The organism is Paraglaciecola algarum (assembly GCF_021532655.1).
Taxonomy (GTDB): Bacteria; Pseudomonadota; Gammaproteobacteria; order Enterobacterales; family Alteromonadaceae; genus Paraglaciecola; species Paraglaciecola algarum.
On record NZ_JAKGAS010000004.1, the window covers coordinates 56,679 to 82,964 of the forward strand.

The 26,286-nt window shown below is 39.1% G+C and carries 26 protein-coding genes and 1 tRNA gene; 13 read left to right on the forward strand and 14 right to left on the reverse strand.

What is annotated here, in order from left to right:
- Window positions 1–2 precede the first annotated feature (2 nt).
- The 7 genes from L0668_RS08555 to L0668_RS08585 all read right to left on the reverse strand — a co-directional run bounded on the left by L0668_RS08555 (window position 3) and on the right by L0668_RS08585 (window position 5,913).
- The gene (locus L0668_RS08555) at window positions 3–746 is read right to left on the reverse strand and encodes a flagellar basal body rod protein FlgF (RefSeq protein ID WP_235311793.1); all 744 of its coding nucleotides are present in this window, start codon (window positions 744–746) and stop codon (window positions 3–5) included.
- A 249-nt stretch (window positions 747–995) separates the two neighbouring features.
- Window positions 996–2,432 carry a flagellar hook protein FlgE gene (gene flgE, locus L0668_RS08560; RefSeq protein WP_235311794.1) on the reverse strand — a complete coding sequence of 479 codons (1,437 nt, stop codon included), beginning with the start codon at window positions 2,430–2,432 and terminating at the stop codon, window positions 996–998.
- Window positions 2,433–2,446: 14 nt separating this feature from the next.
- A complete protein-coding gene (flgD, locus tag L0668_RS08565; protein WP_235311795.1) occupies window positions 2,447–3,130 on the reverse strand; it encodes a flagellar hook assembly protein FlgD in 684 nt (227 codons plus the stop codon).
- A 40-nt stretch (window positions 3,131–3,170) separates the two neighbouring features.
- Entirely contained in the window at window positions 3,171–3,593 is a 423-nt protein-coding gene (flgC, locus tag L0668_RS08570; RefSeq protein WP_235311796.1) for a flagellar basal body rod protein FlgC, read from the reverse strand.
- Complete coding sequence (gene flgB / locus L0668_RS08575; RefSeq protein ID WP_235311798.1) at window positions 3,593–3,994, reverse strand: flagellar basal body rod protein FlgB; 402 nt, start codon at window positions 3,992–3,994, stop codon at window positions 3,593–3,595. Before flgB ends, flgC begins: the two co-directional genes overlap by 1 nt.
- Before the next feature lie 76 nt (window positions 3,995–4,070).
- The gene (locus L0668_RS08580; RefSeq protein ID WP_235312308.1) at window positions 4,071–4,901 is read right to left on the reverse strand and encodes a CheR family methyltransferase; all 831 of its coding nucleotides are present in this window, start codon (window positions 4,899–4,901) and stop codon (window positions 4,071–4,073) included.
- An 85-nt stretch (window positions 4,902–4,986) separates the two neighbouring features.
- Window positions 4,987–5,913, reverse strand: a complete 927-nt coding sequence (locus L0668_RS08585; RefSeq protein WP_235311801.1) for a chemotaxis protein CheV — start codon at window positions 5,911–5,913, stop codon at window positions 4,987–4,989.
- Window positions 5,914–6,105: 192 nt separating this feature from the next.
- Between L0668_RS08585 and flgA the strand changes: the two genes are divergently transcribed.
- The 3 genes from flgA to flgN all read left to right on the forward strand — a co-directional run bounded on the left by flgA (window position 6,106) and on the right by flgN (window position 7,733).
- Complete coding sequence (gene flgA / locus L0668_RS08590) at window positions 6,106–6,816, forward strand: flagellar basal body P-ring formation chaperone FlgA (protein WP_235311804.1); 711 nt, start codon at window positions 6,106–6,108, stop codon at window positions 6,814–6,816.
- A 113-nt stretch (window positions 6,817–6,929) separates the two neighbouring features.
- Entirely contained in the window at window positions 6,930–7,262 is a 333-nt protein-coding gene (gene flgM / locus L0668_RS08595) for a flagellar biosynthesis anti-sigma factor FlgM (protein ID WP_235311806.1), read from the forward strand.
- Window positions 7,263–7,304: 42 nt separating this feature from the next.
- Complete coding sequence (gene flgN, locus L0668_RS08600; RefSeq protein WP_235311807.1) at window positions 7,305–7,733, forward strand: flagellar export chaperone FlgN; 429 nt, start codon at window positions 7,305–7,307, stop codon at window positions 7,731–7,733.
- Between the two features lie 102 nt (window positions 7,734–7,835).
- Here the strand turns inward: flgN and L0668_RS08605 are convergent, their stop codons facing one another.
- Window positions 7,836–8,282 (reverse strand): LPP20 family lipoprotein, encoded by a 447-nt coding sequence (locus L0668_RS08605; protein ID WP_235312310.1) that lies wholly within the window; start codon window positions 8,280–8,282, stop codon window positions 7,836–7,838.
- A gap of 299 nt (window positions 8,283–8,581) precedes the next feature.
- Here L0668_RS08605 and L0668_RS08610 point away from each other — a divergent pair, with 299 nt between their 5' ends.
- Together L0668_RS08610 and L0668_RS08615 are read left to right on the forward strand one after the other, a co-directional pair.
- The gene (locus L0668_RS08610) at window positions 8,582–9,739 is read left to right on the forward strand and encodes a flagella assembly protein FlgT (RefSeq protein ID WP_235311808.1); all 1,158 of its coding nucleotides are present in this window, start codon (window positions 8,582–8,584) and stop codon (window positions 9,737–9,739) included.
- 47 nt (window positions 9,740–9,786) lie between these two features.
- Window positions 9,787–9,861: transfer RNA gene (locus L0668_RS08615), tRNA-Arg, on the forward strand.
- A 451-nt stretch (window positions 9,862–10,312) separates the two neighbouring features.
- Here L0668_RS08615 and L0668_RS08620 read toward each other — a convergent pair.
- Window positions 10,313–11,410 (reverse strand): metalloprotease, encoded by a 1,098-nt coding sequence (locus L0668_RS08620; protein ID WP_235311809.1) that lies wholly within the window; start codon window positions 11,408–11,410, stop codon window positions 10,313–10,315.
- Between the two features lie 293 nt (window positions 11,411–11,703).
- Window positions 11,704–11,931 (reverse strand): class I SAM-dependent methyltransferase, encoded by a 228-nt coding sequence (locus L0668_RS08625; protein ID WP_235311810.1) that lies wholly within the window; start codon window positions 11,929–11,931, stop codon window positions 11,704–11,706.
- Between the two features lie 400 nt (window positions 11,932–12,331).
- Here L0668_RS08625 and L0668_RS08630 point away from each other — a divergent pair, with 400 nt between their 5' ends.
- Together L0668_RS08630 and L0668_RS08635 are read left to right on the forward strand one after the other, a co-directional pair.
- Entirely contained in the window at window positions 12,332–14,317 is a 1,986-nt protein-coding gene (locus L0668_RS08630; RefSeq protein WP_235311811.1) for a metallophosphoesterase family protein, read from the forward strand.
- Window positions 14,318–14,527: 210 nt separating this feature from the next.
- Window positions 14,528–15,280: a hypothetical protein gene (locus tag L0668_RS08635; RefSeq protein ID WP_235311812.1), complete on the forward strand. Its 753-nt coding sequence runs from the start codon at window positions 14,528–14,530 to the stop codon at window positions 15,278–15,280.
- A gap of 114 nt (window positions 15,281–15,394) precedes the next feature.
- Here L0668_RS08635 and L0668_RS08640 read toward each other — a convergent pair whose 3' ends face one another.
- Window positions 15,395–15,733, reverse strand: coding sequence for a Grx4 family monothiol glutaredoxin (locus L0668_RS08640; protein WP_235311813.1), 339 nt, complete (start codon window positions 15,731–15,733; stop codon window positions 15,395–15,397).
- A gap of 232 nt (window positions 15,734–15,965) precedes the next feature.
- On the opposite strand from L0668_RS08640, the gene L0668_RS08645 reads away from it, so the two are divergent.
- The 5 genes from L0668_RS08645 (at window position 15,966) to L0668_RS08665 (ending at window position 20,761) form a co-directional block, all read left to right on the forward strand.
- Window positions 15,966–16,547 carry a Fe-Mn family superoxide dismutase gene (locus tag L0668_RS08645; RefSeq protein ID WP_235311814.1) on the forward strand — a complete coding sequence of 194 codons (582 nt, stop codon included), beginning with the start codon at window positions 15,966–15,968 and terminating at the stop codon, window positions 16,545–16,547.
- A 228-nt stretch (window positions 16,548–16,775) separates the two neighbouring features.
- Window positions 16,776–18,536: a M1 family metallopeptidase gene (locus L0668_RS08650; protein WP_235311815.1), complete on the forward strand. Its 1,761-nt coding sequence runs from the start codon at window positions 16,776–16,778 to the stop codon at window positions 18,534–18,536.
- 11 nt (window positions 18,537–18,547) lie between these two features.
- On the forward strand, window positions 18,548–19,381 hold the full coding sequence (locus L0668_RS08655; RefSeq protein ID WP_235311816.1) for an ERAP1-like C-terminal domain-containing protein: 834 nt from the start codon (window positions 18,548–18,550) through the stop codon (window positions 19,379–19,381).
- A 173-nt stretch (window positions 19,382–19,554) separates the two neighbouring features.
- Window positions 19,555–20,484, forward strand: coding sequence for an SAM hydrolase/SAM-dependent halogenase family protein (locus L0668_RS08660; RefSeq protein ID WP_235311817.1), 930 nt, complete (start codon window positions 19,555–19,557; stop codon window positions 20,482–20,484).
- Window position 20,485: 1 nt separating this feature from the next.
- A complete protein-coding gene (locus L0668_RS08665) occupies window positions 20,486–20,761 on the forward strand; it encodes a VF530 family protein (RefSeq protein WP_235311819.1) in 276 nt (91 codons plus the stop codon).
- A 156-nt stretch (window positions 20,762–20,917) separates the two neighbouring features.
- Here L0668_RS08665 and L0668_RS08670 read toward each other — a convergent pair whose 3' ends face one another.
- The gene (locus L0668_RS08670) at window positions 20,918–22,891 is read right to left on the reverse strand and encodes a monovalent cation:proton antiporter family protein (protein WP_235311821.1); all 1,974 of its coding nucleotides are present in this window, start codon (window positions 22,889–22,891) and stop codon (window positions 20,918–20,920) included.
- Between the two features lie 120 nt (window positions 22,892–23,011).
- Here L0668_RS08670 and L0668_RS08675 point away from each other — a divergent pair, with 120 nt between their 5' ends.
- Entirely contained in the window at window positions 23,012–23,902 is an 891-nt protein-coding gene (locus L0668_RS08675) for a GGDEF domain-containing protein (protein ID WP_235311823.1), read from the forward strand.
- A 239-nt stretch (window positions 23,903–24,141) separates the two neighbouring features.
- Here the strand turns inward: L0668_RS08675 and L0668_RS08680 are convergent, their stop codons facing one another.
- Window positions 24,142–25,335 carry an ABC transporter permease gene (locus L0668_RS08680; protein WP_235311825.1) on the reverse strand — a complete coding sequence of 398 codons (1,194 nt, stop codon included), beginning with the start codon at window positions 25,333–25,335 and terminating at the stop codon, window positions 24,142–24,144.
- Entirely contained in the window at window positions 25,326–26,135 is an 810-nt protein-coding gene (locus L0668_RS08685) for an ABC transporter ATP-binding protein (protein WP_235311827.1), read from the reverse strand. The genes L0668_RS08680 and L0668_RS08685 overlap by 10 nt, the downstream gene beginning before the upstream one ends.
- Between the last annotated feature and the right edge of the window lie 151 nt (window positions 26,136–26,286).

Here is a 26,286-nt window from a genome sequence, read left to right on the forward strand (position 1 = left end):
ATTTAAATAATTCTGAGCAACTGATTACCACGTTGATCGAGTGATTCAGCTTTTTTCATTAACTTAACTTGCATTTCATAATGTCTTTGCAAACTGATCATGCTAACCATTTCTTCAACAGGGTTAACATTACTGCCTTCTAACACGCCATTACGAATACTGACCAAGGGATCAACTTGCGCTTGGTCGCCACTTTTTAAGCGGAACAAACCGTCGTCACCTCGAACCATATTTTTAACGTCTGGATTCACTAACTTTAAGGTGCCTATCTCTTCTAATACTGTTTCAGGGGCGCCTTGAGGGCGAACCGATATAGTTCCGTCAGAAGCAATATCAATATTAGAAAGTGGGATTGGCAAAAATACTGGACCAAAATCACCGATCACAGTATTTCCGTAAGAATCTTTTAATTCACCGTTGGCACCTAACTGCATGCTGCCATTACGGCTATAGGCTTCATTTCCATTGGCATCTTGAACCGAAAACCAACCTTCACCTTGTATGGCCAAATCTAATTCCCGATCTGTTTTTACCATAGCGCCGCCCGCGTAATTATTAACAGGGCTTTCGGTCATGGAGAATACTCTCGTAGGTAACCCTTCGCCATAAGCAGGCATAGCACGGGTTTGTTCCAACAAGGCTTTAAAACCTATAGTTTGAGTATTGGCTAAATTATTAGCTCGAACTGAGGTGCCAAGTAAATCTTGTTTGGCACCACTTGCAGCAATATAAAGCAACTTATCCATGACTGATTCTTGACATTAATTATACTTAGTTAATGTAAATGCAATTAAGATGCCATGAAAATAAGCAGCGGCTAGTGACTAGAAGAAAAGCAGCTAGGCATGACGAGCCTTCGAGCTGTGAAAAGAATATTAATTAACTTTAATTAAACGTTTCTGTTTTTGCTAGAAACTCGTAGCTCGACAGATCGTAACTTCTTACATAAAAAAGGCTGCGTTTAGGCAGCCTTTGAAGTGCTATTAAATTAGGTTTTAACGAATATTCAATACAGTTTGATTTAACTGATTGTTAATCTCTAAAGCTCTTGAGTTAGCTTGGAAGTTCCGTTGGGCAATAATCATGTCGATTAATTCAGTGGTTAAATTGACATTAGCTTGTTCAAGTGATGAAGAATTGATATCGCCATAGGTACCTGTGGTAGCTTCACCTGCTAAGGCTTCACCGGACAAAATACTTTCTTGCCAAGTAGTCCCACTTTGTTGATTTAGACCTTGATCATTGGCAAATCGAATCAGTGCTACTCGCACGATAGGCTCAGAGGTACCATTAGAATAGGTCGCGCGCACTAAGCCATCAGGGCCAATCTCAATGCCTGTTAATCGACCAACAGCCAAACCATCTTGTTCTAACGAGGTGACTTCAAAGTTAGATGCAAATTGTGTGGGTTCATTAGCCGTTGCATTCGTGAGATCTAAATTAAAGTTGGTAGTAATTGTTTGTGCAGGATCAGAACCGTTAGTTAAAATCCCTCCTCCAATTTGTACTGAAGTCACATCACCCAAGGCAGTAGCGGCACCTTGAGAGTCTTGCATTCCATTAAAATCACCGCCACTGGAGAAGAACATTCGATATCCCGCCACAGCATTTGCCGCGCCTAACGAAGTGCCACCTAGAAAGTTATTGGTAGTTGCTGGAGCACTTGCTGCAGTCGCATTACCCGCGGCGGGTCTCAGACCAGTTGCGGTATCCGCCACGTCTAATGGTTGGTCATCCATATAGGTAACCGAGACCCATTCGTTTCTCTTGGGCGTAGCTGCAGCCGCTGCGGCATCTTTCACAAAGTAATAAGTCATGACATGACTATCACCTAAAGTATCAAACACGGTAACAGAAGTCGCTGCGTTGTAAGTCAGAGGGTCTTGAGGATCAAATAAAGCAAGATCTTTTGCATCCGCACCAGCTGGTAAGTTCATTTTTAACTTAACTTCAGAAGTGGGAGTAGGAGAACCAGATGAATCAGGAATACGCACGGGCACAGTCGTACTTAATGCAACAGAAGACGAACTGCCATCAGAGTTCACTGGAAAACCTAATAAATGATCACCATTAGAGTTAACCACAAAGTTTTCAGAATTGAGTTTAAACTGGCCAGCACGAGTAAAGGAAAAATCTCTTGAATCTAGGTCAGGTACGGTACCAAAGAAACCATTGCCAGTAATGGCTAAATCTAAGGCATTGTTGGTGAACTGTAGACTTCCTTGAGAAAACTGTTGGGCCACTTCTTGAGTAACAACACCATCACCAACCTTTGTTTTACCACTAGCTAACAGTGACTGGGCATAAACATCACCAAACTCTGCACGAGATTCTTTAAAACCAACCGTATTCACGTTAGCAATGTTATTTGCTGTTGTGTCTAGGTCTTTTTGAGCGGCAGAAACACCACTAAGTGCAATATTAAAAGACATACTTTTTTCTCCTGTTAACCACCGATTTGAATCACATCGTCAAGTGTGACACTGACATTACCATTCAAATTAAGAATTATACCTTGGCTGCTTGCCGCTAAACTGACACTGTCTACATGTCGGTTAACAGCTGTGGGGATGATTTGAGACTCCCCAGCCACTTTACCTTGCGCTTGTATCACATAATTGCCGGGCGGCATTTGATTGCCGTGTTTATCTGTGCCGTCCCAACTAAATTCTATATTTCCTGCCGCTTGTGTTCCTGCATTGATTGTTCTAACAATTTCACCTGCTTCTGTTTGAATGGTAATTTCAAGCTCTTGTACTGTTTCTTGATTAATCACCACACCAGACACACTTTGCCCTGCAGCACCAACATACCCAACATCACCTTGCAACAAGACTTGCTGGCCAATTAGGCTAGATGCTTGTAAAGCCTGATTTGAGGTCATTGATGTAGCAAAATCAGAAAATTTACTATTCAACTGCTCGATACCATCGGCCATGGTGAAACTTGTCATCTGCGCCACCATTTGGTCATTATCAACCGGCTTTGTTGGATCTTGATTGGCGAGCTGCTCAGTTAGCAATGAGAAGAAGTCTTCTTGTGATAGTTTTTGGTTACTATCATCAGCCACTGGCACTGTTTCTTCTTGCCAATATAACTTACTGTTTAAACCGTTATTTACCGTATCCACAATATTTCCTCTAACTCGATCGCTTATTTTTAACTCTTACTTACTGGCCTTGGCCTAATCTAAGTACACGTCTAAAAATTCGTTTAGTTGTATCAGCCACTTGCACATTAGTTTCATAAGCCTTGGACGCTGACATCATGTCCGCCATTTCTTCCACTATGTTCACATTAGGTTTGTAGATATAACCATTTTCATCAGCCATTGGATGACCTGGGCTATATTCAATTTGTAAGGGTTTTTGACTTTCAACAATACCCAATACGTTGACACCTACTCCATCACCTTTGTCTTGTGAAGCATTTTGTAGAGCAGCTGCAAATACAGGATGTCGGGCTTTATAAGTGGCGTCATAACTACTGCTCACACTGCTTGCATTAGCTACGTTACTGGCTGTCGTGTTTAAACGCACACTTTGTGCGCTCATGCCTGTACTAGCAATATCCATTACATTAAATAAGCTCATTAACCTTGCCCTCCTTTGAGTGCTTTTTTCATACCTGTAATTTTTCCATTTAAAAATTCCATTCCGGCCTGATAACGTAATCCGTTATCTAAAAAGGTGTTTCGCTCAATCTGCACGTCGACATTATTACCATCCCCAGTATCCGGTTGATGAGTCGTTCGATATTGCAATTCGCCTATGCCTTTCATTGAACCTTTTATATGATTTTCATTGGTACGTGTTAAATTATGATCACGTGCGTATTGCGCACTTTGCATGACTTTTTGAAAGTCTATATCTCTTGCTTTATAGCCGGGAGTGTCTGCGTTAGCTAGGTTTCCAGCAATTACTTCCATCCGCTCAGTACGAACTTGTAGTGCTTTGTGATGGAATCCCATCAATTTATCTAAGCTAATCGCCATATGTATATCTCCTCGTGTTGAGGAATTAAAAGCAAAGGTTATGCCAATGAGAGATTTTTAATGAATTTTAGGAAGATTAGTGAGGTTTTTTCTGGTAATACAAGCCTAAGCTACCTCGTATCATAGTAAACTCATCACTCAAGTCAGAGATAGATTCCGAAGCCCCTAAAAACAATATGCCACCTTCTTGCAGGCAAGCGGCAATCTTTTGCAGTATTTGTTTTTTCACCTGTGGCGAAAAATAAATTAACACGTTGCGACAAAACACAATATTAAATTGCCCCAAAGGACCGTAGTTAGCCAATAAGTTAAACGGTTTAAAACTAGCCAAACCTTTAAGCTCAGGTTTGACCCTTAGTTTATTATTTTCTATCTGCTCAAAATAATCTTTTTGAAATTGGCTGGGTAGTCCCCGTGATATTGACAACTGATCATATTCAGCTTTTTGACAGTGTTGTAACATTTCGGTAGAGATGTCAGTTCCAACAATTTCCAATCTTTTTGATATGTTATTGTTTTTTTTAAAACTTAACCAAGTCATGCCTATGGAATAAGCTTCTTGCCCAGAAGAACAAGCTGCGCTCCAAACCTTAATAGGCATATTTGAATTAGATTGCTGAACGAGTTTAGGAAAAATTTCTTTTTCTAACAATTTAAAAGGGTAACTATCTCGAAACCATAAGGTTTCGTTGGTGGTCATCACTTCTATAGAAGCTAAGCGGGCCTTTTGATCACCTTGCACCACTGAATCAATAAAACTGTTAAAAGTAGCACCTTCAGTTGATTTAACCAATGGAGAAAGCCTACTGCGCACTAAATATTGTTTATTTTCACCCAATACAATACCGCAGGCTTGCTCAATAAACTGACAAAACAATTGATACTGCCGTAACCCAATTTCGTCCATCGCCACTTATCATTCTCTAATCATTAAGCATTAAGAAAAGTGCTACTTTCCATTCTTTAAACGTTACAAAATTTACAGTAAAAATTTAATCATTACCAAACCACTTTTGTACTGAAGAAGCTAGTTCATCAGGGTGGAATTTAGCGATAAAATCATCAGCTCCCACTTTTTGCACCATAGCCTGGTTAAACACACCACTTAGAGAAGTATGTAAAATAACATGCAATTTTTTCAACTCCGGCGTATTTCTAATTTCGGCAGTTAAGGTATAACCATCCATTTCTGGCATTTCTATATCTGAAACCAACACCCCCACTTTATCAGTGACGTCTCCCGTTTCTGCGGCAATTTCTTTTAACCTTTCTAGGGCCTCTAACCCATTTTTGGCTAATTCAATATTTAAACCTAAAGCAGAAAGCGCCTTTTTAACCTGATTTCTAGCCACAGAGGAATCATCTGCTATGAAGATAATTTTTTCTGTTTTATCTTCACTGGTATCAATTGTCGTTTCAAAGTCTGCACTCAAATCAGTGTTAACTGGTGATATTTCATTTAGGATTTTTTCTACATCTAAAATTTCAATTAGTTCATTTTCAATTTCAGTAACAGCCGTTAAATAACTTGCTCTACCACTACCTTTGGGAGGTGGCATAATAGAAGCCCAGTTGGTATTAATTATACGTTCTACTGAGCCTACCAAAAAACCTTGAACTGAACTGTTGTATTCGGCAATGATAATAAAAGCAGTAGACAAATCTTCAATTTTTCTGCCGCCTGTGGCTAAACTCATATCGATAACCGAAATCGTCTGGCCACGAATATGAGCAATGCCCCTCACTAAGGCGTTTAACTTTGGCATGGATGTTAAAGGTGGGCATTGCAACACTTCCCTTACTTTAAACACGTTAATTCCAAATCGCTGCTTGGAGTTAAGTTTAAAAAGCAACAATTCCAATCTGTTTTCACCAACAAGTTGAGTTCGTTGGTTAACTGAGTTAAGAATTTCAGACATGTAACACTCCAATAAGAATCAAAAGCGGCGCAGCTTTTGCTTAACCTAACTATAATTTAAATTAAAAGTATGAATTTATTCATATTTTTAATTTAAATTAAAAACCGCTATTGATAAGTGACTGTATATTGACACTTATCAATACATTTAAATTTGTAGCCCTTAGCATAGACAAGTTAACCACAAGTGAACATGAAAAAATCATATTATTATCAAGTAGTAGTAAAATTAGCCATGTTCTTCGGCCTAACTATTAACGTTATAGCGGCCGAAACAGACATTCATTTAGCCAAACAACAATTAATCGCCCAAGCGGAAAACTATATTGCGACTAAACTCACTGCCGAGTCACATAAAACAATTAAAGTTAACGCTATGCCAATCGACGATAGAATAAAAATTCCCGTTTGTCATTCAAAGTTAAATTTTAGTGTGAATAATGAATCAATTAACCAATCAAACATCACAGTTAAAGCCCAATGTAATGAAAATAATTGGTATATGTTTTTGGTCATAAAAGCGACTGAAATCCAACCTGTGGTTGTTTTAGCTAGTGCAGTCAGCCCGGGAACTCTATTAACAGAAAGCAATTTACGCATTATTCAAATGGATACTAAGCGCCTCAGAAGCACGACTTTTAGCGATATTGATGAAATAGTCGGTACCCGAATAAAACGCCGTGTGCCCGCCGGTAGACCGATTTCACCAAGTAACTTATGTTATGTATGCAAGGGGGATAGTGTAACAATTTCTGCTGTTTCAGAAGTCATGCATGTAAAAACTTCGGGAATTGCTTTAGAAGATGGTAATATGGGCGATACAATAAGTGTTAAAAATAGTCGTTCTAGCAAGAGAATTAAGGCTAAAGTAGCAGACACAGGCCAAGTTGAAGTGAATATTTAGTTTGTATTTCAAAGCGATACATTACTTGATTAGAGTTATTCAAATATTTGTTAAAGTTTTAGTAAACTAGGTCGATAAATAGGTGAGGGTAAATAAAGTAGTGAGTTTTTATTATGTCTATTAATAATGTAAACAATGGTGGTGTTAAAACCCCAATTGATAATCAGAAGCTGAACCAACAGCAGCAAGCACAGAATAATAGTGCTCAGCAAGCTAGCACTCAGAAAACTGCGGCTACTGCTGTTCGCCAAGATTCAGTGTCTTTAACCTCTTCTGCTCAGCAATTAAGCCAAGTTCAGAAGAAAGGCTCTGAAGCGCCTGTTAATCAGGAAAAGGTCGATAAATTGAAAAAAGCTATCCAAAATGGCGAATATCAAATCAATGCCGAATCTTTAGCGAAAAAAATATCTGCATTAGAGTCAGAAATATTTGGTACTAAGGCGTAATGACAGCATAATGTACGCTGTCATTCACTCTGGTACCTTTTTATGTCTGAATTAAAAAAAGCAATAATAGATCAACATAATTCTTTACAAGAACTACAACAAACCTTAGAAACCGAACTTCATTTAATCAGTAGCCGAGATGCAGAATCTTTAATTAATCTGCTTAAAACCAAAGAAAGTCTACTCGATTCAATACAACAACAAGACTCGGTAATTGAAAAGCTCTACACCCAATCTGCCCCAGAACTACAAAATAGCCCTGAAATAGTTGGCTTATTTGATCAAGCCAAAGAAATGGTGGCTCAATGCCAATTTCGAACCCAAATCAATCAAACCGCTATCGAACAAGGACAATTGCGCTTAGAGCACTTAAGAAACTTATTACTTGAGTCTCGAGCTAAAGAATCTATGACTTATGATAAAAGTGGCAGAACGAAAGGTGGCAGTTCAGGTGGTGGAATAAGTGCTTAGGAGCTACGAGCCTTCTAGCTACAAGCTACAAGCTACAAAAAGAATATCAATCAGGCTAGCAATATCACGTCTTTTTAGCTCAGCGCTCGATTCCTCGTTAACTCAATAATAATGAACTTTTTTTACCTGTCTAGGCCGAGCGGTTGACAGGTAAATATCATTAACCAATTTAAAATCTAACTCTAGCTCAGTGGCATAAGTATCTTCACCTACTGGGTAACTTTTAATCACTTTTGCCCCGCGGATGACACCTTGAACAGTGCTGTCTAAACGAGTATCTTCAAGCACTAAACTAGATAATGATTGACCACCGTCAACTTTTTGGCCATATACTTGCTCCGTTAGTTCTCGATATGCATCTAACTTCGAAGCTTTTAATGCCATTAACATCTTACCTGCTTGGCTATTACCTTTTTGTTCCGAAATAGGTGCATAACCAATTGCTGAAATCACTGGGAAAGTCTCTGGTTCAAGGGTTTCCCACTCAATATGTTTATCAAACATACTAGAACAACCGGCAAAACATATCACCAATGAGGCAACAAGCATCCTAGTGACTAATTTAAACTTCGCTACTTTTTGTTCTTTCACAGTGTTAATCCTGATTATCTATTAACTTAAGTCATCAAACCTTAGGTTCAACAAGTCCAACTATGAGTTAATGAATAGCAATATTCATACCCAAAAATTTTTATTCCCTTTACTCAGTATTTTTTAACTAAAAAGAAACAGAAAAGCAGGTACGCTTTGTGCTTAACCTATCTAAAAAATGAGTTTATTTGACTATTTGACACATAGCCAAACTTCAATCACCGCTCATCTATCGTTTATTAAAAAAGGCATTTGAAATGACTTGGTTAAAATTATCAAAATTTCTAATCAGTATTTGGCTACTAATTTGTTGTCAATCTGCATTTGGCATATGGTTTGACGCCACAGGTCAAGCAGTGATCCACGATGGTAATAAGGCAATTGCCAGACAACAAGCCACCCAAGAAGCAATCAAACAAGCCTTGATGTTTGCGGGAGCCTCAGTAAAAAGTGTGCAACACATGGCAAATGGCTTATTACAAGATGACAAATTTGAAGTTGTGAGTTCTGGAGAAGTGGGTAATATCGAATTGATAGACGAAATCTATCATGGAGACATAGTGACGGTGTCTGTGCGAGTGGATATATTTCCCCAGTCCATAGCCTGCAATGCATCTGATTATAAAAAAAATGTCACTACTACTTGGTATCAACTTAGAAATCGTCAACAAGCCTCAGTTGGCAATATGTACGATTTTGGCAAGATATTAGCTCAACAACTACAACTAGGATCACGTAGTTCTGCCAAGTACTCAACTATCTCCCAGTTAGAGCCCTACTATTTAGCTCCAGATAACAGTCAATTGAAATCCAGTGCCTTCAACTTAGCTAAAAAAACACACGCACAATTTGTATTATTTGGTGAAGTCACCAAGTTTGGGGTGACATCGGAACAATCTTCTAGCCTGAAATTTTGGGAGCAGGCTCAGAATAATCGAAATTTAGCTCTTGCTGTATCACTTGTTGATGGCGTATCAGGGGAATTGATTTTTCAAGATCAGCTCGAGTTTACCGCTCCTTGGGGGTTTGATTTACATCAAGATATCAACGCAGATAACCTAACCTTTTGGGAAAGTGATTTTGGCATAGCCAGCCAAAAACTACTGCAAGATTTAAATGACAAAATTGACGACTCTATTAGTTGTCTTCCTGCTTACGGCAGAGTAATAAATGTGGCCAGTGAGCAAATCACTATTAATATCGGCAAACACAATGGCGTAAAAGCAGGTGACAAGTTAACTTTATTTCAAGTTAATCAGGTTTACGATGACAATAATCAGGCATTTAAACAATTTTATCTGCACCCTGAGAAGGTTTTGGTAAAAACTGTGTTTGCTAATAATGCTATTTTAATTTCTGAAAATGGCGCGCCATTGGCGAATATTCAACCAAACGACTTTGTTGCCAGACGATAGAGGTTTCAATCACTTGTAGGCTAAGCCATAATGCAGCTCAAAATGAAGTCCCCGTAGTTTAATGGATAAAACAAGGCCCTCCTAAGGCTTAGATCTTGGTTCGATTCCAGGTGGGGACGCCATTTAACAGTATCACCATTTAATTATGGTTGACCTGCACCTACGTCCACAATGTTTTTAGAAACCGTCAGGCCAAATAGTATATTTTCACAAGTTAATCCAAATACACTGATTTTTATCTCTATTGGTATTGATACATATGTAATAACCAAATTTATTGTAATACTCGATATACACTCGGCTCAAATGAGTCATACCATCCCACGTTAATAAGTGATCACTCAGCGAGAGTTTAAAAGGAATGCCCCAACGGGTATTGCGCCAATCTTTGTTAAAAAGAGCGAGTTCTCGCTATTTGAAAGGGAACCACCATTACATGCACAGCGATGCCTTAATCAAAAAAACGCTGGGCACATTCTGAGTGGGCAATTAGTAATGCGGATTAGTATAAAGGTCGTAGTTTTACTTTCTAAAAGAACGCACCTTCCCTCTCCCCAGAGGAAAGAAGATAACTTAACTATTCAATATTTTTAGCGGTAGAGACAAAGCATCGTTATCGGTTTGGCCCACCAGCCAAATAATCGCGCTTAGGCCGCCAATCGTCAGCACGTACCAAATAATAGACACAACTTGCGCATAACGATTAAGAGGCAATAAATCACTCAAGTGCCTGCGTTTGTATTCAAAGAAAATTTCTACGCTACCAATGGCCAGTAAAAACCCTAACAAGGCTAAACCAAACTGATAACTAATATACACACCTAATGCCGCGCCTAAGGCACAAGCGATAATGCCCACCCGCGAGTTAATCGAAAACGCGATACTTTTTAGTACGTGGCCACCATCTAAAGGCAATACCGGCAACATATTAAATAAGTTCAACAAAGCATTAAATACCGCCAAGCCTGCCAGTATTTCTAAATCGGTGATCCAGTATCCCACTAAACAAGCCACAGACAATATCAAGCCAAAAAACGGCCCCATAATAGATATAACAATATCTTGCCAACGGGTATTAATTTTTTCGTCGCTAAGGGCTAAACCACCCACAAAAGGAATAAGGTAAATACCTTTGGTTTTTAAGCCAAAGTACTTCATGGCCTTAATATGACCATATTCATGGAACACCAAACAAAGGATGAGCGCAATGGCAAACTCGATAGAAAACAGCCAGCTATAAGCGGCTAAACTGCCCGCCGCAAACAACACCTTTATCACCTTAGCGCTCTTTAACAACTTTAAACCCAGTCCGGCCATACCGATAAAACTAAACTTTATCGGTTGCTTTTTGCCTGGGTCTACTTGCCTTTGTTCTATGTCTTTTTCAACTAGGCTGTTTTCATCAACCAATTCATCATTCGCCAGCAACTTGAATTTCAGATCAAAAGGCTGCCATTGCAACGAACCACTTAATTCAACACGTATTTCGCCCTGCTCGCTTTGCAATGAAAATTGATGAACAAAAGGGTTACTGTCATCACTTTGGTTAGCACTAGCAGTTGCGTCAATTTGCGACACACATTGATCGCCCCAAAAAAGCTGCTGCCAACCCGCCATAGACCCTTCTAATTTTAGGGACTTACCCAAACACTCTACTTCTAATAACTGCACTGTTCAAACTCACATAACTCAACACAAAAACCCTAGGGCGATTATTCCTATTTATTTGAAATGAACAAGGTTTATTGAGAATAAATGTAGAAAAGGACTGATACTCAAACATAAGGTTTGACCAGCACAAGGCTATCCTAACTTGCCAAACAACCACTTTTTAATGCAGCCTTCAAAGTCCGCTCGTTGTCGTTTGATAACATATTTTTAAGATTATAAGCCAAGCAAAGATAACCGGCTGTAGCGCCTTGTTTCATTTGGAGTTGGATTTCGATGATGTTGGACATGATTAATTACCTATCAACCAGCGGGTTTAGTTTTGACATCTTTATTACTTCTTTAACTTTTAGTATTTCAATCGCTGGTTCAACCGCATACACACTCGAGTTATTTTCACATTTATTACCAATAGCAAGCTTAGTGGCAAGATAACTCGCGTCTCTACCTACCCCAGCGCCAACATCAAGAGTGTTCACATTTGGCTGTTGTAGAACTACATCTAAATGATGAGACCAAACCATATGCACATCATTAAATTAGAGAGCCAAATACTGCGACGCTATCTCACGTACTTGATTGTTGTAATAATCGTTAGACAAGTTAATCCTTTAAAATACGCAACACGGGAATAATTCAGAACCTAAAAGGCATCACCAGCCTTAGAGTAATATCTATGATAATTACAAAAAAAACCATTATTGAATAATAGTTTCAACAGCTTAGCACTTAACACCCATAAAAAATTCCTAATAAAATTTGCACACAATAGCAATGAATTCATATATTTAGCACTATACCTTCGTAATTATTGATCATTTAATCGTCATATTTTTGCCATCAAAATGCAGTGTTTTATTTTTAAAATGTTTTCTACAAGTCAATCTAGGTTTGTTCAAACTAACTAAAAAATAGGAAACAAAAATGTCACGGTCAATTTTTACAAAAACCATTATTTCACTAACGTTATTAGGAGCGTTAGCTGGATGTGAGGGGGATAAAACTTATGTTACTAACGTGGTGGAAGAAGTGGTTGAACCAGAGCCTGATGACACGACTCCACCAGAACCTGTAGTTTACAGTGAATTTAAAATTGGCTTATTACCCGACACTCAAGGTGGTAGCGATGCACAAGGCCAAGCACATGTGGCAATGCATCCTATGGCTGAGGTGTTAGAGCACCAAGCAGCAGCCGGGGTAGATATGATTATTGCACTTGGTGATTTAACCGATGGCGGGTCAGAGCTAGAGTTTGCCGAATGGCGCTCGGTTGCCGACAGTTACAGCGAACAAGGTATTGAGTTTTTACCGGTAATGGGTAATCACGAAACCAGTTATGCTTATACCTATAACTGGATTGAGAATATGAAAAACTTCATTCCAGAAGATGCCGTGCACATGCCCGGTTATGAGTGGGTGAACTATTATGTGATACGGGAAAATGTGCTGGTAATTGGTTTAGCCTATTACAATTTACCCATTGCTTTTGACTGGATCAAACAAGTGGTACTCGAAAACGAAGACCAAGTTGAACATATAGTGGTGGCCAGTCACGATGGCTTAATTGGTGCTAAGTATGGTCAAACCCGCGAGCAAATTGTTGACGGTACCAAAGATGATGCTTGGGTTTACGATGTACAACCCAAAATTCGTGACTTTTTTGCCTCGCGAGATGTGATTTATGTACAGGGCCACGAGCATCAATATCAACGTTCTTTGATTAGTTCACAAACGGCATTAACCACTTTACCATCAAGTTCTACGCCAACTGGTGGCAATTATAAAATGAATACTTACACCCAAATCATGGCAGGTAATGCTTCTTACAAAGGTTATGAGTTTCGCTTTGGTGAGCGCGATTTAGTACAAATGATAGTATCCCAAAAAAATGCCACCTTGAGCAGTGGCTCTACGCATTATGATGTTAACTCGTCGCTACTAACGTTTAACCAAGATCGCGTTGATTATCAGTCTTACTTTGCCGAGCATACCGCTAAGTCAAACGCTGACGACCAAGCATTTGACGCCAATTGGCAAATGATGGATAAGTTTTCACGCACCACTAACCGCTGCGAAACCGTGGTCTATCCCAGCTCCATATTAGCCGACACACGACCGGTTTTAGTGTTGTCGCCTGAATACATCTCTAACGATTGTTTTGCCGATGATGGCACTTATGCCAGTTTAATAGGCGGCGAAAACAATACATTTAACCGCACCGACACCCGTACCCGAGACATGGGTATCACTCCTGGTTTTAGCCGCGCCGAAACCCTAAACGACTTAGTGCGTTTGGCCTTTCAGTGGTTGTATCAATACCACGAACGCTGGTCGCCCAACTTAAACAGTGCCGCTCGGGTTATACCTGATTACGAGAATGACGAAATGATCATTCCCGAAACTACTATCGATCTAAAAGAGCATGTGGCTCTTAGCTGGACTCCTGCGCATAACACCGCGTCAGACATTTTAATTATTAGTGGCACTCAAAACCAAACTGGTACTTATCAAGATGATTACGGGGTAGTAAAAGACATTGAAGTCGACGCAGGTTTAGCCTTGTCGCAAACCGATGGTTCGGAAAAGCAACCTATAAAACTACCCACCAGCGCGACTAAATCGTGGGACATCAGCTCTGCCGTGGCCGATACCTTTGCTGTAAGCTTTACCGCACCAGAAACCATAGATGCTGCAACAGTTACTCTAGCTAGCAAAGGTAACGAATGGGTAGCCATTGCCCCAGCCGAATGTGTAGTGGATAGCCCGTGGAACGAAAGTTATTTAACCCAAGCCCCAACCCGAGACGCAAGTTGTAGTGACGTGCCACTAGTGGGTTACGACAGTACATTTGGCAACCGTTGGTGGGTCGTGCTTAATGCAGATACAGAGCTAGCTTTGATCAACCTTTAACTGGCCTTTAGTTGGTTTAAAGTCAACAGGCTTAACACCCTTAAAATACCTAGGCTGGTAGCTTTTTAGCAGCCTAGGTTTTTTTTCTAATTTACTTAAAAACTTACTTTATAATTCATTTTTTAATTTGAAGCTCATTCCGCTATCCCATTATTTAATTAGCTATGTATAATCAAAGGCATAAATTCCCAATAGTTAGTAAAAGATAGAATGGCCAACGACCCTTTTGATGACATGCCCAAGATCACACTTGAACGAGACGATCTAGAATCTTTCCAACGAACACGAGCCAGTAAAAAAACTGGTAAAAAAGGATCTGAACCTGAAGAGCCTAGTGCCCCCGCCAAAGGACCTTCTTGGTTTGTATTTTTACTTTTGTTTAGCGCAACAATTGGCGCTGGTGTTTATTGGTCTTCAGAACAATACAAGGTATTACAACAAGCTCAGACTCGCATATCTGAGTTAGAAAACAGATTATCAGCCACTGGCGAAGAAATGGATCAATCCACGGTCGCTCTTGGTGTTAAAGTTAAAGAGCTTAGTGCTAAGACAAAAGAGTTATGGGATCAAATGGACAAACTTTGGGCTTCAGCTTGGAGGCGCAACCAAGCTGACATCAAAGCTTTGGAAAAATCAGTGGCAACACTGACCGCCAATAACGATAAAGCCCTTAAAGCCTTATCTGGCAACTATGCTGAAAACGATACGCAGATAAGTTTAGCCAAAGAGCAATTAGTCAACCACGCTAGTATTATTAAACAGGTTCAGCAGCAATTAACTCAAATTAGTTCAGGTGATGCTGAAATAGAACAACAACTAGCTAGTTTACGAGAAAAGTTAATTTCAACCGCTTTGGCAAATAATAATCAAACCAATCGAATCGATGATTTGGAAATGAGAATTAAGGCAACAGAGAAAAGTACTCAACCAGCATCTGCTCTTTCATCCAAGCCTGCACTTTAGCAGTAATATTGTAAAGGCAGCTTAACCTTCTATAAAACACAGACAAAAAAATAGAGCGAATTACGCTCTATTTTTTTCTGAATTTTTAGCAATAGAATTACTAACTAAATAAAACTATTCAGCAGCATCTCCGGCACGTTTAGCTACAGACTCTTTTATTACTTCTTGCAATTCACCTTGCTGAGCCATTTCCATAATAATGTCACAGCCACCAATTAACTCACCGTCTACCCACAACTGCGGAAAAGTCGGCCAATTGGCATATTTTGGAAGTTCAGCACGAATATCTGGGTTTTGCAAAATATCCACATAAGCGAATTGCTCACCACATTGCATTAATGCTTGTGAAGCCTGTGAAGAAAAACCACAATTAGGTAACTTAGGAGACCCTTTCATGTATAACAAAATAGGATTCTCTTCAATTTGTTGCTTAATTTTATCAATTGTTTCCATAGTGGCTCTCATATCAATTTTGAATTGTTGCTGATCTGGCGACTAGTTTAACTTTTTCAAGTGTCAATTCCAATTTTCACCTTGAAAAATGGAGTTTTGTCACAACTTATTACCTCATGTTCGAAAAATTTTAATAAATAACAAACGAGTACTTTTACATTGCTTAATAAAGTACTAGCATTTAAATCGTTTCGAATAGTGACACTCATAAACTATCTAATGGAGAAATATCATGGCTTTTGAATTACCAGCACTTCCTTATGAAAAGAACGCTCTAGAACCACATATCTCAGCTGAGACTTTGGAATATCACTACGGCAAACATCACGCTACTTATGTAACTAAATTAAATGGTTTAGTTGACGGTACTGACATGGCTAACAAAAGCCTAGAAGAAATCGTTAAGAACTCTGAAGGCGGCGTATTTAATAACGCAGCACAAATCTGGAACCATACTTTTTACTGGAACAGCCTAAGCCCGAATGGCGGCGGTGACCCAACTGGCGCACTTGCTGACGCAATTAACGCTAAATGGGGTTCTTTTGCAGACTTCAAAGTGGCTTTAAATGACAAAGCAGTAAATAACTTTGGTTCAAGCTGGACTTGGTTAGTTAAAACAGCTGACGGCAGTTTAGACATTGTTAACACTAGCAACGCTGCAACACCTCTTACTGATGACAGCTTAACCCCACTACTAACAGTAGATTTATGGGAACACGCTTATTACATTGACTACCGTAATCTTCGTCCTAAATACTTAGAAGGTTTCTGGGCACTAGTTAACTGGGAATTTGCTTCAGCAAACTTCGCTTAATAACACCTATTTTTAAAAGCCCTGTTAATTAACAGGGCTTTTTTTTGCCTCCGATTTGGTATTTGTATAGTTTACGTTACACACTATTGACGTACTTATTTACAAGTATCTATTTGCTTTTATTCTAATTTAGCATAATGTTCGTCGGTTAATGACCTCTGGTACAACCAGATATCACACCAATCGCCACAAATAAAATTATAAAATGTAAAATCCCGGGAAATTATTATGTTCAAATCTATCCGCCTCACAACGGTACTATTATTGAGCCTGACCTTTGCAGTCAACGCCTTTAGTGAAGAAATTAAATATAGGCTCACGCCTTTTGTAAAACCTAGCTTTCAGCAGATAACCTTAACAATTGATCCTGATGAAATTAACTATAGTGGTGAAACCACTATCACCATAGATGTAACCAAAAAAACTAAAGTTGTTGAGTTTTATCAATTGGGTTTAGATATACAGTCTGCGCATTTAATAGCTACAAACAACACTATCCCGCTTACTGTGACTTCGCATAAATACAATATTCAGCATGCCACCGCTGAGCAAGTTATTGCACCTAATCGTTATAAGTTGCACATTAAATTTAGTGGAAAATATAACTCCACCTCTGATGGCATGTATTTGACAAAGTTTGAAGGCCACAATTATATTTTTACTCAGTTTGAAGATATGTATGCCAGACAAGCCTTTCCTAGTTTTGATGAACCTTCGTTTAAAATTCCTTATCAGATGACCATTAGTTCCCCTGAAAAACACACTGTTTTATCTAATACCTTGGTGAAAAGTCGAACTATTAAAGATGGCTGGCAAACTGTTGTCTTTAATAAAACAAAACCTATGCCTACTTATTTAGTGGCCTTAGCTGTGGGTGAACTTGACTCGATAGAGATACCCAACTTAAAAGTACCTGGAAGAATTTACACGCCCAAAGGTCAAGCTCATCGTACAACTTTTCCGGCGAAACACACGGCTGGCATATTGCAAAATTTAGAAGAATATTTTGGCCAACCTTTCCCCTACGAAAAACTAGATTTTGTCGCTGTACCTAACTTTACCTTTGGTGCCATGGAAAATGTTGGCCTAGTGACTTACCGTAGTAGTTTATTGCTATTAGACGAAAACCCTCGACTTGCTGAACAACGCACTCCCCTTATGGTCATTGCACACGAGTTGGCTCATATGTGGTACGGAAATCTAGTTACTATGGCTTGGTGGGATGATTTATGGTTAAACGAAGCTTTCGCCTCTTGGATGGCGTCTAAAGTAATGATGGACTTATATCCGGAACAGCAATATAAAATGAACTTAGTGCAAGAAAGAGCGTTTGGCGCAGACGCCAACCCCACTGTTAAACCAGTCAAAAAAATTGTACGTGACCAACCCGATGTGATGGACGGCTTAGGCTTAAACTACAGCAAAGGTGAATCTATTTTACAATTAATAGAGTCCTTGGTGGGTGAAAAGCCATTTCAACAAGCCATTCAAACTTATATGCAAAAACATGCCTGGGGTAACACCACTGCCGATGATTTATGGCAAGTATTATCATCGGTAGCTGATTTTGATGTGCCCGCTATGATGAAAACCTACTTAGAACAACCTAGTTATCCATTAGTAGAATTTTCCAGTAATGGTGACATTAGCCAGACTCGTTATCACTTACAAGGTGCTGATGTTAAAGAGCAAACATGGGTTGTGCCACTGGCCCTTACCTATAAAAAGAATGGTAAAATCTCTAGAAAAAATCTTTTCTTAAAGCAACAAAAGTCAAATATTCAAGAATTGGCTGAAGCAGATTGGATATTTCCAAACGATAACGCCATGGGCTATATGCGTTGGAAAACCACACCGGCTCAGTTAGAAAGTTTACTTGCAGATATTTCAGTACTTAATGTACGTGAGAAAAAGTCATTATTGTATAATGCAGAAGCTCTATTTTCCGCAGGTGAGTTAGCGTTACCCCAATTTCCGCAGGTGAGTTAGCGTTACCCCAAATGATGTCCATACTAAATGTGTTAGTGGATGACACCGACCCTCTTGTTGGCAATGCAGTTGTAGGCACCCTTAATAGCTTAGTATATCTAGTTGACGAGAGTAACGAACACTTGTTCGCAGAGTATGTGTCACTAAAACTCAGCCCTTGGTTTAAGCGTTTAGGAGTTGATGAACAAGCTGATGATTCGGTGACAGTCAGTCGCCTTCGGGCCGCTGTATATGGTTTGTTAGCAAAATATAGTAATACACCAGAGATCCAAAAAATTAGCTTAAGTTTAGCTAATCAGTATTTGGCTGATCAACAAAGTATTCCAAGGAATATGGCGATTCAAGCGCTAAGTAATCTAGCTAAGTTTAGTACCGATGATTGGTTTACAAAAATGCAGGCTTTATACATGAGTAATTCTGATGCTAGTGTTCGCGGTACTCTACGTAGTGCCATGAAATTTAAAACACCAGCAGACGTGGCTAAAACCTTAAATTTTGCTCTAACAGAAAATGTCGGCCCAGCCAATACCATTACTATGGTTAGAAACGCCATTGCCAGCCAAGATGATTTAACTATGTTTTACACTTGGCTTGATGACAACTTTAACGCGCTATCCAAAAAATTGCCCGCTTACCATTTAGCTAGCATGCCTGAATATTTATCTCAGTCTTGTCACACAGACAATATCAAGTTGGCGACTGCCTTTTATACAGACAAAAAAGCTGATTTTGAAGGCATGGAGCGCAGCTTTGAGGTAGCCATGAACGCCGCAAATCAATGCGTATCGCTTAAATCAACCAACCAAGCAAGCTTCACACAATATATTCAATCCGCAATAAAATAGTTCTTTTTATAACTAGCTTCCTTTCAAACTAATGGCAAATCCATCGCTATTAGCTTGAAAGGAGTTGGTGCTTTTTCTTTCAAAGCCTATTAATCCTATATTTTAGTTAAAAAAAGAGTTTCTAAGGTTCATAATAGAACTTACTTTCCTCAAAATACTAGTAAGAATATTTAATGAAAACTTTCAAAACCTTATTTGTTACAACTGCCATATATGTTTTATTTGGCACACAAATAGTACTAGCTGTAGGTAATGGAATAGTGGTTTTTCAATCTGATTTTGGCTTGCGAGATCAAGCCGTATCAGCCATGCATGGCGTCGCTTTAGGTGTGGATAAAAACTTAAAAGTTGAAGATCTCACTCACGACATCCCTGCTTATAACATTTGGGAAGGAGCGTACCGCTTAGACGCAGTAGCTGACTTTTGGCCAGAACATACTGTGTTTGTGTCTGTGGTTGATCCAGGTGTGGGAAGCGATCGCAAATCAGTGGTATTAAAAACTAAAACCAATCATTATTTTGTCACCCCAGATAACGGCACATTAACTTTAGTCGCCAAACGATTAGGCATTGCTGAAGTTAGAGAAATAGACGAAAAAGTCAATCGCCTAAAAGACAGTGAAGCTTCCCATACTTTTCATGGCCGAGACGTATACGCCTACACTGGTGCTAGACTAGCAGCGAATAAAATTTTATTTGAAAAAGTTGGCCCCAAATTGCCGGATCAAGTTTTAAATATTCAACATGAAACCGCCAGAATTGAAGGTAAAACCTTAATCGGTGGTATACCTATTTTAGATCCAGCTTATGGCAACGTATGGACCAATGTACCTATGGCGCTATTACTCAAATTGAGTAAGGTAAAAAGTTATAGTGAGCTTTACACTAAACCATTTAGTGTCACCGTTACCCAAGCAGGTAAAACGGTTCTGTTAAAAGCCATTACTTTCGAACGTTCATTTGCTGGGGTAAACGAAGGTGAACCTTTGTTATATGTAAATAGCCTTGAAAACCTAGCCCTAGCGTTGAACCAAGATAACTTTGCCGATAAATTTAAAATTAGTGCCGGCGGTGACTGGCGCATTGAAATCAGAGCGAAATAATATGCATCAATCTGAAAAAAACGATCCTTTACATGGCGTCACTTTGCAACAAATTGTCGAGTTTTTAGAAGGCAAGTTGGGTTGGGAGGCTTTAGGTGAAAAAGTAAAAATAAACTGTTTTACCAAAGATCCTTCAATCAAATCTAGTTTAAAGTTTTTACGCAAAACCCCTTGGGCCAGAGAAAAAGTAGAGCAACTTTACATTAGTGAGAGTCAAGTTCAGCCAAACCAATCAGAACCAGGTGAAAAGTTTGTGTGGCCCGATATTAAAAAGTAAGACTATATCTGATCCCTAATATGTAAAAAGGGCGAACTAATGTTCGCCCTTTTTATTTCCCTGCCTAGCGTTTTATTGTCTACTAGGTCAATAATTCACACTATAAACTATTTAATGTTTAATGCAAATTAGTCTAGCACATCACAACCTAAAGTATTAATGGCCTTCAAGTAGTAACCTTTCGGCACTTTCTACTCGTCTAGGCTTACCTGCAATGACTAATACATCTCCCGCTTGAAGTATTGTACCTTGTTCAGGATCAGGTAACTCATTGTTATCTCGCCTTAACCCTCTTAAACTCACTTTCATAGCTGCGATATCTAATTCTTGTAGAGACTTACCTACCGCAAATGCATCTGAGGTCAAGATTACCGCATGCATAAACTCTAACTTATCTTGCTTCACATAATCTAACTCAGTAGTCTCGCCAGGGAAGAAACCATGCATGTTTCCGTAATGGCCTTTTCTTTCCTTGCGCACTCGTTTCAGAATCCGCGACATAGGTACGCCCGATAACTGTAAAACCTGCGTGACTAACATTAGGCTACCTTCGAGTATCTCTGGGACAACTTGTGTGGCACCAGAGTCCAATAATTCTTCCATACGATAATCTTTGCGGGTCCGCACAACTATAGGTAGATTAGGATAAAGACTAGACACCAATTCAATCACACTTTTGGCCTTCTCATGTTGGTCAAAGGTAATCAACACCATCTTTGCTTTGTCTATGCCAACGGCTCGTAAAATATCTTTTTGTTTCACATCACCAAAATAAACAGGCTCACCAGCACTTTGGCTTTCTTGTACCCGCACAGGATCGGCATCTACTACCTTATATGGGATAGCCTCTGTTTTTAATAATCGACTTACCGACTGCCCTACCCGCCCAAAACCAAAAATGAGCACATGGTCTGACATCTCCTTAGCGTTATCAGGAACCTGTTTCAAACCTGCTACATCCAATTCTTTTTCGCGACTAATTATCTTGGCAAATTCAGGGCTTTTATCTACTAACCAGGGCGTAATCGCCATACTCATCACACCAATAGTTAATAACAAAGAGCCCTGTTGCGAGGTTAAAATTTGATGGTCAACAGCTAATGCCGCCAATACAAAACTAAACTCTCCCATTTGGCAAAGCTTTAATCCCGCTGCCCATGCATCTTTTTTATCTAAGTGAAATATAAGGGCTGATATACGAATAATGCATACTTTTAATACCACTATGCAAGCTAAGCCCAGTAGCGCCCAATGAATTTGAGCAGGCAAGTTATGAGGCTCTAAGCGCATACCTATAGTTATAAAAAACAAGCCCATAAGAATGTCTCTAAAAGGACGAATGTCTGCCTCTAATTGATGTTTATATTGGCTTTCACCTAACATCATACCGGCTAAAAATGCACCTAAGGCCATAGACAAACCAAAAGAAAATGCTAAACCAGCGGCCATTAAGGCCACCATAATAGTGGTTAAAACAAACAGCTCATCAGTTCGAGTACGAGCGACTTCACTAAACACCTTAGGTAGTACCCATTTGCCTACAGACATTAAAATGCCCACTACTATTAGGCCTTTTAAAAAGGCAAAAGAGATAGCCAAAGCTAGACTTTGTTCTGAATCAGCTGACAGCAAAGGAACCAATATCAATAGAGGTACAACTGCTAGATCTTGAAGTAATAAAATACTAACCGCTATTTGCGCTCTGGGTGTATTCAAAATACCCAAATCGCTGGTTTGTTTGATCACAATTGCGGTAGAAGACAAGGCGACCATTCCGCCCACTACCAATGCCGCTTTTTGCTCAAAACCAACTAACAAGGCTAATCCAGTAAAGACTAAGGTAGTGATCACCATTTGTCCCAAACCCACACCAAACACTAAATGGCGCATAGCTAACATTTTAGGTAAAGAGAATTCTAGGCCGAGAGAAAACAACAAAAAAACTATGCCTAATTCAGCAAAGTTTTGCATATCTTCAGGATGTTCGAATAAAGCTAAAATATCTGGGCCAGCTAGGATTCCACAAAATAAGTAGGCCAAGATAGGTGGCAAATTGATACGTTTAAATAGCCACACTGCCACTACCGCAACTGACATCAAGATTAGAATATTTCCTAAATTTCCATGCATAACTGGGGATCAATCCTATCTAGAGTTATTCAGATTATTGACTAGGCACAATATTTGCTGAGTTCTTGCTAATCATTACCAAAGTACAGCAATTCGCCATTTTTTTGGCAGGAGAATAAATTGGAACAGCTTAATCAGTTTTATCAAGAAGAGCTAAGTAACAGCTATTTCCCGCTTGAGCAAACCACTCAAGGAATGACTCAGCTAGAACTCAACCAATTTATTCAAAAATTGCTTACTACTATCGAACTATCAGAATTGGCTGAATTATATTTTCAGCAATTAAAAACTACCCTACAGCTGTCCGGTTTAAAAATCCAGTACCAAGACAATATGTTGGAGCTAGGTGAGCAAGTAAAAAATTCACATCAAAAGTCACTTAAATGTATGGAGTCAAACTTACACTTAGCGACTATAATTTATAGCTTCCCAGAGCAGATGTCTTTAAGAAGTTGGCAAATTTTACAACAAATGCATGTTAATTTTTCTTACCCGCTAAAAAACGCTTTAGATTTTCAAAAAGTAAAACAATTTGCCATGAAAGATTTTCTAACTTCTTTAGGAAATAGAGCGAGTTACGAAGAAGCAATTGTAAGAGTAATCAGTCAATCAGAGCGCCACAACGCTCCATTTGGTTTGCTAGTATTAGATATGGACAACTTTAAACAGGTTAATGACACTCACGGCCATCAAGAAGGTGACAAAGTATTAGTAACCTGCGCTAAAACCATCCAAAATTGCCTACGAGATTCTGACTTTGCCTTTCGCTTTGGCGGCGATGAGTTTTGTTGTTTGTTGCCAGAAGCAGACAGTCGTATTAACGGATTAATCGCTGAACGGATCAGGCATGCTATTGAAGCCACACCTTTACTTAAAACTCACAATATATCTTGTAGTATAGGTACTGCCACCTATCAAGACAATGATAACCAATTATCCATGTTTTCTCGAGCTGACGAGGCCTTGTATCGCGCTAAACGGACGGGAAAAAACTGTATTAAAGCGGCCTAACTTTTTCTATAAGAGCAATCAAGTCGCTAGGTTAAAGTTTGCAGCTCAAACGGCAATCAATTGCCTTATACCAATCGGCATAAATAAGTAGTCACTCAGAATGCGCCTTGTTTAAGCCCTTTTAAAATCTCACTGACTGGCCAATTATTTATGCCGATTGGTATTATACATTTTCAAGACAACCTAAGAAAACAAAGCCATGATCAAGTCATGGCTTTTTTGTGTGGATTAAAAGGATATTATCTAAACAGCACTTTCTCTTTATTGAACCAATAAATACTAAAGGCAAAAAACGCTCCTGCGATGACTACGGTTGAGCCAAATATTGCGAAAAGCTGAAAGTAATCCATTGTACCTTTAACTAGTTCTTTCATAGCTAAAGATACGTTGGTGATAGGCACCCAAGCCCAACCACCTTTTAATTCCACACCAGGTAAAAGTGCCAACATAATAGGAATGATTACAAATATCATCATGGGCCCCATATAACTTTGGGCCTCTTTAAAGCTTTTAGCATAGATGGAAATACTCAACAATGCAGAGGCAAAAATGGCTACCACTGGCACTAACATTAAAAAGATCAATACAAAATCCATCACACCAATTTGCGCCATAAAATCAGCTACAAATTTAACCGCCATGCCTTGGCTTATAACAAATCCCCATATGGCCATACTGGCAACCGTAATTAATGCAGTCATGGTGCCGGCAAACCCTATGGTTAAAAATTTACCAAATACTATTTTGTTTCTGTCTATCGGTGAAATCAGTAAGGTTTCCAAAGTCCCTCGCTCTTTTTCGCCCGCGCCTATATCCGCCGCCGGCATCATGGCACCTTGTAAACACAAAATAAATAACAGATAAGGCAACATGCCCCCGATTTTTTCACCCCAGTTTTCGCGAGTGTCGGCAGTGTTTACCTTTTCTAAAACAATAGGTTTAATTAATGCTTTTTGCTGACCTTCATCTAAACCCAAGGTACTAAAAGCAGTTTGCTTAAATTGATCAGACTGACTTTTCACTATTTCGTTTACTCTGCGATAAACTAAATTTAAACCCGCATCATTAAAATGTAATTCTAGATTGGCCTGCCCATTAGTTAACACGTCACTGGAATAATTATCAGGAATAACCAGCACAAAATCCGCAGTACCTGCACGAATAATACTTTTAAAATCAGCATCAGCAGAGATCTCAACCTGCTCAAACTTGTCGGGTTGCTGCAAATCTTTCACGATTTCAGGCGCATATTGCCCGCCTACTAAAGCGTATTTAAGTACTTTCGTTTCGGCTTTATCTATAGCTTGTTTGCCAACAAAACCGGCAATACCAAAAATAATTGGAAAAATAAGTAATGGTAATGCAATCATAAAAAATAGGGTTTTACGATCACGCAATAATTCTTTTAATTCCTTTGAAAAGACTAACCACATGATACTTCTCCTTGTTCACCCTGCTTTGATTGATTGATAATCGACATAAATGAACGATTTAATGAGTTATCAGCCATGGCCTTAAACGCCGCGATATCGCCATCAAACTTACTAATACCTTGATCAATCACCACGACTTTTTCACATAACTCTTGTACTTCATCTAAATGATGAGTGGAGAAAATAACCGGCGTGCCTTTTTGTTTTAAGCCTTGAATAAAGTCCAATACTGTTTGTGCCGCCATAATGTCCAGCCCAGTTGTTGGCTCATCTAAAATAACCAGTTCTGGGTCGTGAACAACAGCGCGAGCAATGGCTGTTTTTTGTTTCATACCAGTAGAGAAATTCTCTGAACGCCTATCTAAAAAGCTGTGCATATCTAATAAGTCAGCTAATTCCTGAATTTTATTTTCAATTGCCTCAGCTTGCATACCATGTAATTGAGCAAAGTAGTGGATATTTTCACGACCGGTTAAGCGGCCATACAAGCCTGTTGTACCTGACAAAAATCCAATTTTACGCCTAGCGATAATTGGGTTTTCTAGTACATTTTCACCACCAATCATCACACTACCGGCATCAGGCTTTAAAGCAGTAGATAACATCCTTAAAGTGGTAGTTTTACCTGCGCCGTTAGGGCCTAACAAACCTAATACTTGCCCCTTATTACAACTAAAAGACACATCTTTCACTGAATGAAAAAAACGCCCTTTGAGTCTTGGGTCTTTTTTCTCCTGCTCACTTAACTTTTTAGGATTTTCCACAGCAAACTTTTTTGCCAATTGTTTTATTTCTATCATTCCGTTTTCCTATTAGGCCCTTTTAATTAGGCAGCACCTATTCTGCACATTTATTTAACGTAATACAGTATTAGTCTTAACAATCATATATTTATTACATTAATTATTTGTAGTTAATGTGTAACAATACGCAAATTGCAATGATTACATT

Excerpts from the sequence above, each read along its gene's own strand:
- flgE (WP_235311794.1), bottom strand. The coding sequence starts at position 2,432 with ATGTCTTTTAATATTGCACTTAGTGGTGTTTCTGCCGCTCAAAAAGAC.
- L0668_RS08610 (WP_235311808.1), top strand. The coding sequence starts at position 8,582 with ATGACTTGGTTAAAATTATCAAAATTTCTAATCAGTATTTGGCTACTA.
- L0668_RS08640 (WP_235311813.1), bottom strand. The coding sequence starts at position 15,733 with ATGGAAACAATTGATAAAATTAAGCAACAAATTGAAGAGAATCCTATT.
- L0668_RS08625 (WP_235311810.1), bottom strand. The coding sequence starts at position 11,931 with ATGGTTTGGTCTCATCATTTAGATGTAGTTCTACAACAGCCAAATGTG.
- L0668_RS08685 (WP_235311827.1), bottom strand. The coding sequence starts at position 26,135 with ATGATAGAAATAAAACAATTGGCAAAAAAGTTTGCTGTGGAAAATCCT.
- L0668_RS08670 (WP_235311821.1), bottom strand. The coding sequence starts at position 22,891 with ATGCATGGAAATTTAGGAAATATTCTAATCTTGATGTCAGTTGCGGTA.
- flgC (WP_235311796.1), bottom strand. The coding sequence starts at position 3,593 with ATGAGCTTATTTAATGTAATGGATATTGCTAGTACAGGCATGAGCGCA.
- flgA (WP_235311804.1), top strand. The coding sequence starts at position 6,106 with ATGAAAAAATCATATTATTATCAAGTAGTAGTAAAATTAGCCATGTTC.
- L0668_RS08605 (WP_235312310.1), bottom strand. The coding sequence starts at position 8,282 with ATGCTTGTTGCCTCATTGGTGATATGTTTTGCCGGTTGTTCTAGTATG.
- L0668_RS08645 (WP_235311814.1), top strand. The coding sequence starts at position 15,966 with ATGGCTTTTGAATTACCAGCACTTCCTTATGAAAAGAACGCTCTAGAA.
- L0668_RS08580 (WP_235312308.1), bottom strand. The coding sequence starts at position 4,901 with ATGGACGAAATTGGGTTACGGCAGTATCAATTGTTTTGTCAGTTTATT.
- L0668_RS08555 (WP_235311793.1), bottom strand. The coding sequence starts at position 746 with ATGGATAAGTTGCTTTATATTGCTGCAAGTGGTGCCAAACAAGATTTA.
- L0668_RS08680 (WP_235311825.1), bottom strand. The coding sequence starts at position 25,335 with ATGTGGTTAGTCTTTTCAAAGGAATTAAAAGAATTATTGCGTGATCGT.
- flgB (WP_235311798.1), bottom strand. The coding sequence starts at position 3,994 with ATGGCGATTAGCTTAGATAAATTGATGGGATTCCATCACAAAGCACTA.
- L0668_RS08650 (WP_235311815.1), top strand. The coding sequence starts at position 16,776 with ATGTTCAAATCTATCCGCCTCACAACGGTACTATTATTGAGCCTGACC.
- L0668_RS08585 (WP_235311801.1), bottom strand. The coding sequence starts at position 5,913 with ATGTCTGAAATTCTTAACTCAGTTAACCAACGAACTCAACTTGTTGGT.
- L0668_RS08665 (WP_235311819.1), top strand. The coding sequence starts at position 20,486 with ATGCATCAATCTGAAAAAAACGATCCTTTACATGGCGTCACTTTGCAA.
- L0668_RS08655 (WP_235311816.1), top strand. The coding sequence starts at position 18,548 with ATGATGTCCATACTAAATGTGTTAGTGGATGACACCGACCCTCTTGTT.
- flgM (WP_235311806.1), top strand. The coding sequence starts at position 6,930 with ATGTCTATTAATAATGTAAACAATGGTGGTGTTAAAACCCCAATTGAT.
- L0668_RS08630 (WP_235311811.1), top strand. The coding sequence starts at position 12,332 with ATGTCACGGTCAATTTTTACAAAAACCATTATTTCACTAACGTTATTA.
- L0668_RS08660 (WP_235311817.1), top strand. The coding sequence starts at position 19,555 with ATGAAAACTTTCAAAACCTTATTTGTTACAACTGCCATATATGTTTTA.
- flgN (WP_235311807.1), top strand. The coding sequence starts at position 7,305 with ATGTCTGAATTAAAAAAAGCAATAATAGATCAACATAATTCTTTACAA.
- L0668_RS08635 (WP_235311812.1), top strand. The coding sequence starts at position 14,528 with ATGGCCAACGACCCTTTTGATGACATGCCCAAGATCACACTTGAACGA.